Origin of the sequence: Ectobacillus sp. JY-23 (genome assembly GCF_023022965.1) — a bacterium.
Lineage (GTDB): Bacteria > Bacillota > Bacilli > Bacillales > Bacillaceae_G > Ectobacillus.
The window spans coordinates 3,852,344-3,865,331 of sequence record NZ_CP095462.1 but is presented as its reverse complement, the minus strand read 5'-3'; the positions used below and the strand labels follow the sequence as shown (position 1 = coordinate 3,865,331).

Annotated in this window: 10 protein-coding genes; 2 read left to right on the top strand and 8 right to left on the bottom strand. The window is 43.8% G+C overall.

Going from position 1 to position 12,988, the window contains the following annotated elements:
- Positions 1–53 precede the first annotated feature (53 nt).
- Positions 54–1,301 (top strand): 2-oxoglutarate dehydrogenase complex dihydrolipoyllysine-residue succinyltransferase, encoded by a 1,248-nt coding sequence (odhB, locus tag MUG87_RS19480; protein WP_247084387.1) that lies wholly within the window; start codon positions 54–56, stop codon positions 1,299–1,301.
- A 90-nt stretch (positions 1,302–1,391) separates the two neighbouring features.
- Here the strand turns inward: odhB and MUG87_RS19475 are convergent, their stop codons facing one another.
- From MUG87_RS19475 to MUG87_RS19455, 5 genes are all read right to left on the bottom strand, one after another.
- A complete protein-coding gene (locus MUG87_RS19475; RefSeq protein ID WP_247084385.1) occupies positions 1,392–2,120 on the bottom strand; it encodes a class I SAM-dependent methyltransferase in 729 nt (242 codons plus the stop codon).
- A 141-nt stretch (positions 2,121–2,261) separates the two neighbouring features.
- Entirely contained in the window at positions 2,262–5,414 is a 3,153-nt protein-coding gene (locus tag MUG87_RS19470) for an MMPL family transporter (protein ID WP_247084383.1), read from the bottom strand.
- Between the two features lie 3 nt (positions 5,415–5,417).
- Positions 5,418–5,864, bottom strand: coding sequence for a MarR family winged helix-turn-helix transcriptional regulator (locus MUG87_RS19465; RefSeq protein ID WP_247084381.1), 447 nt, complete (start codon positions 5,862–5,864; stop codon positions 5,418–5,420).
- Between the two features lie 153 nt (positions 5,865–6,017).
- The gene (locus MUG87_RS19460; protein WP_247084379.1) at positions 6,018–6,221 is read right to left on the bottom strand and encodes a hypothetical protein; all 204 of its coding nucleotides are present in this window, start codon (positions 6,219–6,221) and stop codon (positions 6,018–6,020) included.
- Positions 6,222–6,320: 99 nt separating this feature from the next.
- Positions 6,321–9,488 (bottom strand): right-handed parallel beta-helix repeat-containing protein, encoded by a 3,168-nt coding sequence (locus MUG87_RS19455; RefSeq protein WP_247084377.1) that lies wholly within the window; start codon positions 9,486–9,488, stop codon positions 6,321–6,323.
- 172 nt (positions 9,489–9,660) lie between these two features.
- On the opposite strand from MUG87_RS19455, the gene MUG87_RS19630 reads away from it, so the two are divergent.
- The gene (locus MUG87_RS19630) at positions 9,661–9,783 is read left to right on the top strand and encodes a hypothetical protein (protein WP_281503663.1); all 123 of its coding nucleotides are present in this window, start codon (positions 9,661–9,663) and stop codon (positions 9,781–9,783) included.
- On the opposite strand, the gene MUG87_RS19450 is transcribed toward MUG87_RS19630, so the two are convergent.
- The 3 genes from MUG87_RS19450 to MUG87_RS19440 form a co-directional block, all read right to left on the bottom strand.
- A complete protein-coding gene (locus MUG87_RS19450) occupies positions 9,780–10,880 on the bottom strand; it encodes a hypothetical protein (protein ID WP_247084375.1) in 1,101 nt (366 codons plus the stop codon). The genes MUG87_RS19630 and MUG87_RS19450 overlap by 4 nt on opposite strands.
- Before the next feature lie 89 nt (positions 10,881–10,969).
- Positions 10,970–11,842 (bottom strand): glycine-rich domain-containing protein, encoded by an 873-nt coding sequence (locus tag MUG87_RS19445; protein WP_247084374.1) that lies wholly within the window; start codon positions 11,840–11,842, stop codon positions 10,970–10,972.
- Positions 11,843–12,025: 183 nt separating this feature from the next.
- Positions 12,026–12,961, bottom strand: coding sequence for a helix-turn-helix transcriptional regulator (locus MUG87_RS19440; protein WP_124562759.1), 936 nt, complete (start codon positions 12,959–12,961; stop codon positions 12,026–12,028).
- Between the last annotated feature and the right edge of the window lie 27 nt (positions 12,962–12,988).

Sequence of the window (12,988 nt, the reverse complement as noted above, 5' to 3'; positions counted from 1 at the left end):
GGGTACGCCCCCGCTCGCAATAAATCGCAAGGCAAATTGGGGAGGACATACAAATGATTGAAATTAAAGTACCTGAGCTTGCAGAATCCATTACAGAAGGCACTATTTCACAATGGCTCATCAAAGTTGGCGACAAAGTAAGCAAAGGGGAAAGCGTCGTTGAGCTTGAGACTGACAAAGTAAACCTAGAAATTAATACAGAATATACAGGTATTGTGGCACAAATGTTAAAACAACCCGGCGATACAGTAGAAGTCGGCGATGTAATCGCAATTTTAGACACAAATGAGCAAGCGGCAACAGTAGAAGCGCCAGCTGCACCTGCACCTACGCCTGCTCCGCAGCCAGAAGTAGCTGCAGTTAAAACACCGGCTGCACCGCAGCCAATGCAAGGGCTGCCGAACACAGATCGTCCAATCGCTTCTCCGGCAGCACGTAAATTGGCACGCGAGATGGGCATCGACTTAAACGAAGTGCGCAGTACAGATCCGCTTGGCCGCATCAGACCGCATGATGTAAAAGCACATACTGCTGCACCAACTCCGACTCCAGCTCCTGCTCCAAAGGTTGAAAAACCAAAAGCAGCAGTTGAGTTCGATAAACCGGTGGAACGTGTAAAAATGTCCCGCCGTCGTCAAACGATTGCAAATCGCTTGGTAGAGGTACAGCAAACGGCAGCTATGCTCACTACGTTCAACGAAGTTGATATGACGGCAATCATGGAGCTTCGTAACGAGCGCAAGGATGCATTCGTGAAAAAGCATGATGTGCGTCTAGGCTTTATGTCCTTCTTCACAAAAGCGGTTGTAGCGGCGCTGAAGCAATTCCCATTATTAAACGCTGAAATCCAAGGCGATGAGCTGATTGTGAAGAAATTCTACGACATTGGTATTGCAGTATCTGCACCAGAAGGTCTGGTTGTACCGGTTGTACGTGATGCAAATACGAAGAACTTTGCAGAAATTGAAAGAGAAATCGGCGAGCTTGGTAAAAAAGCACGCGACAACAAGTTGACGCTAAAAGAACTACAAGGCGGCACGTTCACGATTACAAACGGCGGCGTATTCGGTTCCTTAATGTCTACACCGATTCTAAACGGACCACAAGTCGGCATCCTCGGCATGCACAAAATTCAGTTGCGTCCGGTTGCAATTGATGCAGAGCGCATGGAAAACCGCCCGATGATGTACATCGCCCTTTCCTACGACCACCGCATCGTAGACGGCAAAGAAGCGGTAAGCTTCTTAGCGATGGTAAAAGAGTTGCTTGAAGATCCAAAATCTTTGCTTTTAGAAGGTTAACGAAAAAATCCCCATCCAGTGATGGGGATTTTTTACTTTATAGTTTAGTCTATCGGTCAATTCTCCTCTTCTATCGGCCAATTTTTCTCTCTATCGGCCGACTTCCGCCTTTATGATTAAAAAAGATGGTTTGCGCAGTTCATTTGCCACCCGCGGCATGAGGCGTATGCCCTCTTCGGTCGGTATAGGTTCTTCAATTTCCTGCAGTGTAAAGCCTGCTCGCATGAGTCCGTTCAGCAATGTGGTTAGCGTACGGTGGTAGATAATTACACCATCTACGTACCAGGAGATGATTCGCTGTCCCTCTTCATGATAGTGATCTATCGGATAATATAGCTTGTTTCCCTTTTCATCCTTCACCCAGTCTCCTTGTTTGCTTGCAGTTACAATCGGATGCTCAACAGAAAACAAAAAAGTACCGCCTGGCCTGAGGGCCTTAGCTACTTTTTGTACCACACCTTCGTAATCTTTTACATAATGAAGTGCAAGAGAGCTTACGACTAAGTCGTACTGGCCTAGAGGTGTGTCTTCAATGGAACCTTGTACATACGTTATACGTTCAGACGGATGCCTACGTGCTTCGGCAATCATGTTTTCCGATAAATCAATACCGGTCACTTCCGCTGCCCCCTGCTCAATACAAAAGCGGGCAAACTCTCCCATTCCACAGCCAAGATCTAGTACATGCTTACCTTTCAAATCCGGCAGCATGCGGCGCAATGCGGGCTGCTCAACGAAGTTGTTGTAGTTCAGCGGCGACTGTCGCAATTGCTTATAGCCTTTAAAGAAATCAGGATGATCATAAATGTTTTGTTTCATCTACTTCCCTCCTATCGGTGTGTATGTATTAATTTTGCCAGATGCAGAAAAAAAGAAATAGACTTATATTTTTCTTTTTGGTATCATTTAGATTGAGTCATGCCTAAAAAAGCTGTTCCGAAACCGGAGCAGCTTTTTTGTTTACATATCGAGTTCTTTTTCTATTGTTTGATTGCGATCGAATGGGAACCAGTTCGCTCTACCAAACAATTTTACCATAACTGGAATGAAGAATGGTAAGAACACTAAGGCGTACAATAGAAGTCCTGCAAGTACGATTGTTGCGATTTGCAATAGTGATAACACACCGGAAGGATACATCGCAGCGAACGTTCCTCCTAAAATAATTACTGCAGAGAAAATGACTGTTCCCATGTTGCGCATCGCTAGTAGCATCGCTTCTGTTACCTTCATGCCCTTATATTCATTAAAGCGGTCCATTAAGAAGATACTGTAGTCCACACCCAGTGCCATGAGGAGCACGAAGCCAAAGAATGGCATTGTCCAGTTAATACCGTCATAGCCAAGAATATTTACGAAAATGAGCTCGTTAATCGCGAGTGAGCTGTAGAAGCACAACAGGAGCGAGACGATAAGATATAACGGCATAACGAGAGAACGTAGCATCACAACTAAAATGAGTGTAATACCAATTAACATATAAATAACCGTTTGGCTGTAGTCACTATTGGATGCTGCTAGCATATCTGCCGATACAGCTGATACACCAGACACCCCGATGTTTGCATCTTCTAAATCACTGCCCCGAAGTGCACGCTTTACAGCCTCTTTAATATCCTTTGTTGCCTCCAGCGCTTCGTTCGAGTATGGATTATATTTCAAAACAACGTCTAGCTTTGCGACTTCTTTATCTTCTGATAAATATTGATCGAACACCTGCTGGAAATCGCTGTTTTCCAGTGCGGCGCTTGGAATATAAAAGCCCGTCATTTCCTTATCACCGGAATTGTTTAAATCCTTGAGATAGGACTGTGCGGATTCCAGCCCCTTCGTTACCTCACCAATACCATCAGCACTTTTCCCAAGACCATCACGCAATGTACCGAGCTGTCCCGGCAGCTGTGCAAAGCCATCTTTCAGCTGTTGCTGACCGTTGGTTACTTGTGATAATCCGTTTGTCACCTGCGGGAACTTCCCGATAATTTGACTTTGTCCATCAGCTGCCTGCCCTATTCCTGCTTCTAGTTGACCGAGCGCCGTTACGATTTGGCCAAGACCATCAGCAAGCTGCTTTTGTCCTGCTGCGGCGCCGGCAAATTGTTGTTCACTTTGCGCAAGAGGTGCAATAACCTCATTTTGCATGATTTGATTAATCTGCGCGAGACCCTTTTGCATCGCCGCTACTTCGCCAGCAGATTGTAGCACATTTCCTTTTAAGGCTTGATAACTTGTATCATTTTTCATATCATAGCGGCTTTCTAAATCGCTAAAGGTTTTCTGTAAAGCGGCAAGGTTGAGTTTCGTGCTTGTTCCTTGTAACCCAGCCTCAATACCGCTGTATTGCTGACTGAGTTGCTGCAAGCCTCTTGTAAGCTCCGCAAATTGCTGTGCTTGCTTTTCCGTGCCTGCAACTGAAGCTGCAACTTGCTCCTGAATCTTTGCTAGCTCCTGCTTAATTTGTCCGGCCCCCATCGAACCTTGACGCACACCGTTTTCCACCTGCGTTAAAGCAGCTTGTATTTGTCCAAGGCCCGTTTGCAATCCTTTTGTTCCATTAATTAAGCTATCAAAACCGTTCACTGCTTCGCTAAGCTTTGGACCAGATACCGCAAGCGAATCTTTCGCTTCTGTTAAACCATCTTTAATTTGACTTAAACCGTCATTTCCTTGTCCAAGACCGTCTTGTAAGGAATCAGCCTGGTCGGCAACATAGAAATCCTCAACCGGTTCACCGAGCGGCCGCGTTGCACTGCGTACTTTTTCGACAGAAGAAAGCTTTGCTACTTCACGACTTACCTTTTCAATGATGGCTAGTGCTTCTTCTGAATCTAGCTTTTCTTTTCCTTCAATAACAACCTGCACCGGCATAACTTCCCCCGGACCAAAGCTGTCAGCAATTGTATTAAAACCTTTTACAGAACCATAATCCTCACCAATTTCATTTAAGGAATTAAATGATAATTTTCCATCGTAGCTACTGATAAGGGGTACAACAATTATTGCAACAAGTAAAAGCGCACGCAATGGCTTTTGTAAGGAAAACGTACCGAATGCACTCCATAGCTTACTGTCACCGTGACCAGCAATTGATTTTGCTGGCCAAAACAAACGCGGACCTAGTGCGTACATTGCAAGCGGTACAAGTGTAACGAAAGCGATTAATAATACGAGAATGCCGACCGCCACACCTGTTGCAGATTGATATAAGGAAAACTTGGATAAGCCAATGGCCGAGAATCCGATTAATACAGCCAAGGCGCTAAAAAAGACCGTGCGCCCCGCAGTCTGATACGTTTTAATAATGGCATCGGCCACTGATTCATGCTTTGGTAATTCTTCTTTAAAACGGCTTAGCAATAAAATGCAGTAGTCCGTTCCGATACCGAATAAAATAGCGACCATAAAAATTTGGGTAAAGTTGGATAACGGGAAGCTGAACCAGTCCACCAAATAAGCGACCACAGCGGCGCTGGCCACGTATGAAATGCCGACTGTGAGCAATGGAATGAGCGGTGCCACGACAGAGCGAAATACTAAAATTAATACAAATAAAATGAACACGACTGTAATGATTTCCGTTTTATGCAAGCCGTTTTGTGAGCTAATGACTACATCTTCTCCGATGAAGCTTTCGCCCGTAAAATAGTGCTCTACCTTCGGGGTGCCTACAACCTTTTCTAGTGCTGCGCGAATGTCCGCAACTTCACGGTTCTGTCGCTCTACTTCTAGTAGCGTCAAAATCGTTTGATTATCCTTAGAAACAAGCTGCTCCCTCAGCTCTTCACCGTCTCGATATGTAGTCAAAGCAGCAAGGCCGAGCGCTTCCTCTTTCTCTTTGAGTTTATCTAGTATACTGTTAATCTCTTCTTGTTTGTTTCCGGTAATACCATCTTTATCATGAAACACGAGCACCGCCGAGAGTGTATTGCCATCATCTTTGTTGTGACGCTCTAAAATGTCATGTGCCACCATCGATGAATATTCGTCCGGAATGGTAATGTTCCCCTTTTCACGAACAAGCTGCTCCATATTTGGCGCAAACATCAGAAGCACAGTCAGGAGTACTGCCCACAGCGCCAAAAAGACCCAGCGTAGCTTCAATAATGTACGCATGCTTTATTTCTCCTCCTTTGCGCGGATAATATTCCAAATTTTTTCATAAATATGAATAAAGCTTTCCACTTCTTCCGCTTCAAGTTCTGTTAGATACGAGGCAATAAAGGTATGCATCTCCTCTTCCCCTGCAGCAAGAACCGCTTCCGCTTCCTGTGTTGTTTCTAGCCAGATGATGCGGCGGTCCTGAGAATCTGTTGTACGTGTTACGTATCCCTTTGCCGCTAATTTATTAATCATAGCCGTCATGGCGCTACGATTTACACAGTTCAGCTCTGATAACGTACTCGATGTGCAAGGACCATACCGTTTAATATGACGCAGCGTAAAGTATTGCTCTGGTGTTAAATCCTCCAGTAATTCAGCTAGCAGCGCATTTAATTTACGCGTTGCAAAAATAAAAATGTCTTCATACCGTTCAATTAAATGACTCATTTTTTGTTTTTCCATAGTGAACCCCCTATAGTTCAATTGTTGAACTATTCAACGATTGAATTATAAAACACAGATGCTCATTCCGTCAATAATGAGCACCGGAGAAGCAGAAGTGACATTGTTTACTGTCTTATCATATAAAAAAAGCCCGCTCGTAAGCGGACTTTCCTACTCTTGTGGCTTGCCGTCATGGTCGGACCATACACCAAGTAAAATACCAAGCGTATAGATGGTTTCCTCCCATTTTCCAAGTGTGCCTTGAAAGTTTGTATAGCCGAGACTTTCTAAAATCATGCCAATTAATGCGAACAGCGCGACCCAAGTCTTCCAGTTTCGTAAGCGTTTCAGCAAGTTTTCCTTTGTTAGCTTCATCTTTTCTCACCCCGCTATATTGTATTCATAATCAGGACAAGCGGTGACAAGTTGTCACTATCATATATACAAATTGCGAGATGAAACATGCCTATTTGTTTATCGTTGTTTTTGCTTTTTGGCTTTGCTTGTTGAACGCCTTACTTTCATTTTTGCCTGCCAGTATTGCGGTTTTAGTACGGCAAAGCCTTGTTCAGTCTGCTTATTATCCGCAAATTCCATGACCTTTGCGGTGTCAACTGAAAACGAGAGTCCGTTATTGCGGTAATGATTTGCGATCACAGAGCCGGTTACATGTCCGGTAATTGCCATACCACACTGGCGGTTGCTGTTAAAGAAGTTATGCTTCACCTCTACGCTTGCCTCATCGCGCAAACATACACCGATCTCATTTTCTTCTATTGTGTTGTTGACGAGCACAGCAACTGCTGCTTCTTTACAAACAATACCGGTATGCTGTTTTTCACAGCGGTTGTTGACGAGCCAAATTTGCGCATGACCTTCTAACATAACGCCGCTCTCACGCTGCTCTGAAAATGTATTATGCTCAATCGTTCCGTTGCCCTCGCCCGTTACTTGTAAGCCGATGATATTTTCGGTAAAGATATTGTTACTAAAGTCACCTATTTCACCGCTGGCGATATGAACACCGGTATGATTGTTTTCGATATGATTGCCCCTAAATACATCTATGTTGCTTGCAGCATAAAGACCAACCGTATTACCCTCAAAGCGATTGTTTTCTACTGTAACTGTTGCTACATCAAGCGCACGAATTCCGTTCTTACTCGCATGAAACAAATTCTCTTTGAAAATGGCTACCGCTTGATGCATAAGCGTCACAGCACATACAGCTTGCGAAATGCGGGTCCCCTTCATTTCCAACCGACTGTTGTCACGTGCCATTATGCCGCTACGCTCTCCAAGCATCTCGTTATAAGATAGCTGTGCATATGCCTGTTGCTCGCAAGTCAGGCTACTATTTTGCCATTTGTTACGATGCATGTCACCGCTGGCTGCTTTAATGAGAGAAACAGCTGTGTCTTGAAGCTCGCAATCTGTCATATGGTAAGAGCCGCTGACCTCAAGCATGCCTTCCTTCCATGAGCACCACTGTAGTACAAGCTCTGTATTGTCTCCGGTATAAATACGGGCGTTTTGGAATGAACAATGCGATGCAAACAAAAAGTGACCATCCATTTGAAACGGCTCTGTAAAAATGAGTGCCATTTGTTCAAAGCGAAACGAATCATAACTGTGACCTTGCAGCACCGACTTTTCTATGCGAAGCTTTGTGCATGTTGTACCTTGTCCGATGAACGCTGCAGATTGTAAAAGAACCGGCCGGTCAATGATATATTCTCCTTCTCCAAGTAAAAAGGTTGTTCCCGGCTGCGAAGCTTCAATGAGTGAAGCCAAATCATCTGTCGCCGCAACCTCCCTCGCATGAGTCACAATCATCGTTTTATACAAAATACGCTTTTTCAAGGCTTTAGTACACGCAATTTGCTCGTTAAGCGCATCAATCTGCTGCTGAAGGGTATCTAGCTCCTTTTTCGTGCGAAACAATAGCTGCTGCACATGCTGCTGAGAATTCGTAACAACATGCAGAGATCTTTCTATTACACGCCCTGCAAATCGATTGTACTTCTCTGTCATATAAGCTTCATGATACTGCTTTGCATAGGAATAATAACGCTTTGTCAACTCTCTCTCCGCCATTTGCACCGCGGATTGTAAACTATATTTATAGAGCGTCATATATTTTGTTTTTTGGAAAACAAGCCACACCCGGTCCGTATAAGGCACCTCATATGCTGAAACGCTGATTGCCTTAGAGTACGAATCGTAGCGCATTGGCTCTTCATTTACACGAATTGGCTGCGGCGTGACATCCTGGGGCATTTCCATATAGGTAATGGTTTTCGGATATTTTTGACTATATGCGTATACATGTTCATTCAGTGCCTTCAGCTCTTTACGCGCAAGCTCATTTAGCATAGCAAAGTAATTGTACGAAGACGGCTCATAATGCATACCTTCTTTATAAGAAGCAGACACATCGAGCTGTGGCTGCTCACTGAGCCACTGGCGTAAGCGCTGCTCCCCTTCTTCATACGCCACTTCTTTCTCTTCAAACTCATCGCTTTCCGTATGATACGGAAACGGATTCATTAAAAATGGTGGAAATTTTTCTGTCTCATCAATTTGACAGACAGCCGCCGTTGCTTCAATTTCATTGCGTATTCGCTCTTTTGTTTCTTCATGCTGCTGTAGCAACGTATGCAAGGCTTGCTTTTTTAGTGCTGCGGCCATCTGGTTTTCTTTTTTCATTTCAATTTGCTTCTGCAGCTGCGCAGCATCTTGTTCGCAAAGAGCTGCTACGCGCTGCGATTGCTTCAGCAGCATCAATTGCGTGGCGCGCTCTGCTTCATGCTGCAGGTTTAAAAACACTGGTACAATGACCTCGTCCTCTAACTGACGCAATCCAGCACGAACTAGAGTTGCTACGGCACTCCGCTCTTTTAAAGTGCGCTGATAAAAGGTTGCCGCATCTCCGCCCCGCTCGACAAGCTGTTCATACAATGATGTTTGTGCACTGACAACATATACATCGCGGCCAAGAGCTTGTTGCCACTGCGCTTGTGGTACAGATGGATCGCTAACAAGGTCTGCTTTATTTAAAATAAATATGGCGCGTTCTTTTATATCTGAATTCAGCCTTTGCAGCTCTGTTGTTATATCGCTGGTAATATCAAGTACATATAATACTAAATCTGCTTCATACAGCTGTTCGCCCGGTAGATCTGCAATAACTAAATCAATATGTTCATAGGCATCCCATGAAGATAAAGCAGCTGGTTTATGAAACAGTTGATACTCCATGGATTTCCCAAGACGCATATCTTCATAAAATGCGTGAGAAAGCGGCCACTCTGTTATCTGCTCTGTTTGTCCATTTTCACGATAGGTGATAACTGTTCCATCATGCGCCCCAAATACAATATGCGTTGTTGCAACTGCCACCAAGTCTTTCCCGGCCGGCAGTAAATCTTCTCCAAGTAAAGCATTCACAAGTGTCGATTTACCGCTGTTGCGCGGTCCCATCACACCAATCGTAAAACAAGGCCGTTCTAAACGCCGCTCTATACGCTCCATGCTCATTTGCAATTCTTTATCATGAAGAGACGGAACTTGTGCGGCATGAGCCTGTAGTTCGTTATGTATGTGTTGCAAATGTGACTGAAGCAACTGTAAAGATTCCACAACCTTCCAACCTCTCTATTACTCTATATTTTTTTCATACCTTTCTTTAATTGTATATTAGAAATAAAAAAATTCATATATTTTCATATTCATTTTTAATATAAAGGTAAAAAATATCCCTTTTTACGCCCGCCGCATATACTGACGGAAACGATAAAAAGGGGGAGTGGGTATGGAATACAGTTACAGCGGTATCGCATTTGCCGTGCTAGTTATCGTTGTTGTGTTATGGTTTATATTTCAAACCGTATCTTATACAGATGGTATACTGGGTACAGTTGGTCTTTGCATCTAATACAGCTGCAACTCCACCTGGTGCAGATCATACCGCGGCCATACTATTTCGCGGTCCCTATACGTTTTTTCCAGCTGTCTATAAAACTCTTCATCTTGCAATGTTTCTTCTGTCATATCTTTAAAGGTATGATGAAGCTCAATGCGTTTTAATATCTCATCGGCATGAGGAATTTCTTCGCACAGCAAGAGATCAATGTAAGCGTGCACTTGTTCCTCTGTTGGATGTTCCGGTAACTCCGCAGGGGGATTAATCAATAGCAGCGGTGTAAAGTTTTCAATGAGCTCTTGCTTTGTTTTTTGAATTTGCTTTGCTACCTCCTGCCGCAGCTGCGTTATATAGATTTCCATATCTACTTTTAGGCGTGACAATGCTTTTAAAAAAAGTTCTTTTTCTTCCGTGAGTATTACATTGCCATATCCGACAACTGTACGTGTATATGTGCTTCGCAGCTGCTCAACGCGGTCATTCATTGGTTTTGTATGCAGGGAAAAATGCTTATCAAAAAGCTGATACGATGCTTTCATCTTTTCCTCAAAGCCTCTTTCCTTGGCAATGTTGAGCAGATGACTCGGTATTTTCATTGTTGTTTTCTCAAGTCGACCACCACTAAAAGTAATTTCGGCAAACTGTATCATATTACGGTATGCCATCAGGCGCTTTTGCATCGTAAAGTCCGGGGCAGGCTGCCGGCGCAATTCGCAGCGTAGCTCATTTGTGCTCATCACAAAAGATTGCGGCGGCAAAGAAGCCGTATGTACGATGCCGTTTTTCTGTACATGTTCGTTTTGCTTAGACACAGGCACATAGGAATACGTTGTCCCATCCACTTCTAGCATGCCCATTCGCAAATCACGTTCATCGGCAACTCGAATAAACGGGATAAGCAAATCGAGCGCTGTTACATCTCCAAACCCTTCGCGGTACGGGTTCGCACTGCAATCAAGCGTTACCTCCACCTTACCGCTTCGGTTCACGAACCGAAGCAAGGCTTCTGCTACGATGATGCTCATTGCTGGCGCAGCATAGCGTACTTCTTCGCGAGCAGCGTCAATCTTTTTTGCTATTACTTCATCGGTGATTGTCATAAACCTCATATCACAACCTCCCTTCTTTACTATGTTGTATTCGCTCTACAGGAACGGGTTCCCTTTTAAAACAAAAAAAGGCATCCTGTTGGACACCCTCAATCCCCCCCGCCGCCGCAGCTTGAGCAACTGCTGCCACCGCTGTCGCTCCCACCGTCAGACGAGCAGGAAAAACAGCTAGAGCAGGACGTACTGCTTTTTTTATAGGTACGATAATTGTGATACTCATAGCTAGAAAGATATAAAAATGCGAGTAATCGCTCGTGCGGATCGCTTCCATGCTTTATACGTGCCCTTATTTCCGCTTTTGAGATATGTGCAATTTCTTTTGCCTGCCGTTTCATTTTCAAAATAACGTCATCAATGACCTCTTGTGCGGCAATATGGTTTGAAAAATAGCGTGCCTTCAGTACGTCCGCAGGCAGCTGCTGAAATTCTGCAATACGGGACGGGCTAACTGGGTGACGATAAAAGCCGCCGTACAGCTTGCGTGTTTCTGGATGCAACGGAAACAGAACACTATATACCCAATCAAAAAAACCACGCTCATCCGGATTACTAGCACCGCTCACATTCGGGGCGTGGTGAAGCAGCCTTCCTACATATGCTTTTGAGAAGCGCTCATATTCGCGCGTAAACATGATCATCTCATGCCAGACATCGTCGACACGCATACTGAACATGGGTGCTTCTTTTAAAATACCACATAATACGAAAAAGCGTTTTAGCTCATAAAATCGCCATTCCCATTCATGCTTGCGAAGCTTATGCTCGGCTTCTACACGCTTGCGCACCTGCTCCGCATACGCAGCTGGTATGCTCTCTTCTAAATGCGAAACAAGGTTTTGCAAGTCATTGACAGACTCCAGCTTCATTTTCTCCGGAATAGGTCCAAACGCCTTAGTGCGTGCTATTGCTACAATTAAAATAGTAAGTAAGGCTAAAGTAAATAGACTAATAACTACTATCACACCAATCTCCCCTTTCTCTTCTAGTTTATACAAAAACTTCCTGACATTCATCTTATTTTTATAAATGAAAAAGCGTATGCCTCTAGACATACGCTTTTTCGCTTCTCACCACACTTTGTACGAAAATTTGGGATTATTTTATCGCACAAATACAATATACAAGATATTGCGGCATTATATATGTCACATTTCATATATTTCTAGCAATTTTCGTCCTTCTTCTATAATTTCTTTTCGCAACGAAGCTGGTTCTAGCACTTTCACCTTGGCACCCATACCTAAGATCCACTTCTTCACCGACTCTTTGCCATTCATCGTCGCTTCAAATAAAATGCCGTCTTCTTGCTTTGTAATCACTTGGTTTTCTGCCCATACTGACTCCTGCACCATCGTGGCAAATGGCTCGGCAATATAAAGCTTTACATCTAAATACTCTTTCATTAAACCAAATTTCGGAAATTCTTTACGCACATCAAAGTTATCAGGAATTGCATACGAGTCCCCAGTCACCCATATATCGCGTATGCGTGCAAGCTTAAAGATACGTGTATCTTTCTTCGTGTTACAGTAGGCAACACAATAAAAGAACTCATTGTAATGTACAAATCCGTATGGCTCAATAATACGCTCTGATTCACCGCTATGCGATGTGTATGTAATTTTCACCTTGCGCAATGTCAAAAGTGCATCTTGCAGTTGCAAATACTTACTACTTTCATCCGATGTTTCATAGTTGGGCTTTGATTTATGTACAAAATAAATATGACGTTCTTTATCACGTTCTAGCTTTTGAACCGCTTTTAATTTATCAAGTGCACTTTCTGCATATTTTGCATACACGGATGCCTTTTCTGTTAGCTGTGTCGCTGAAAATACCAAGGCTTCTAGTTCTTTATGCGACATGTTACGTACCGGAAAAAATGATGTATTAGAAATATAATAGCCCCCGTCACGTCCCTTATCGCTTTCTACAAAAATACCAGCTAACGCCAATTCATCGCGGTAATTGCGAATCATCCGCTCCTTAACCTCAAGCTCAGCTGCTAGTTCGCTGATTTTCATCTTTTTGCGCGCATGCAATAGCTCAATCATACGCAAGGCGTTGCTTAACTTGCTCATTCTATTCCCCTCCCGCACTGATTGTAA

Excerpts from the sequence above, each read along its gene's own strand:
- odhB (WP_247084387.1), top strand. The coding sequence starts at position 54 with ATGATTGAAATTAAAGTACCTGAGCTTGCAGAATCCATTACAGAAGGC.
- MUG87_RS19475 (WP_247084385.1), bottom strand. The coding sequence starts at position 2,120 with ATGAAACAAAACATTTATGATCATCCTGATTTCTTTAAAGGCTATAAG.
- MUG87_RS19470 (WP_247084383.1), bottom strand. The coding sequence starts at position 5,414 with ATGCGTACATTATTGAAGCTACGCTGGGTCTTTTTGGCGCTGTGGGCA.
- MUG87_RS19465 (WP_247084381.1), bottom strand. The coding sequence starts at position 5,864 with ATGGAAAAACAAAAAATGAGTCATTTAATTGAACGGTATGAAGACATT.
- MUG87_RS19460 (WP_247084379.1), bottom strand. The coding sequence starts at position 6,221 with ATGAAGCTAACAAAGGAAAACTTGCTGAAACGCTTACGAAACTGGAAG.
- MUG87_RS19630 (WP_281503663.1), top strand. The coding sequence starts at position 9,661 with ATGGAATACAGTTACAGCGGTATCGCATTTGCCGTGCTAGTTATCGTT.
- MUG87_RS19450 (WP_247084375.1), bottom strand. The coding sequence starts at position 10,880 with ATGAGGTTTATGACAATCACCGATGAAGTAATAGCAAAAAAGATTGAC.
- MUG87_RS19440 (WP_124562759.1), bottom strand. The coding sequence starts at position 12,961 with ATGAGCAAGTTAAGCAACGCCTTGCGTATGATTGAGCTATTGCATGCG.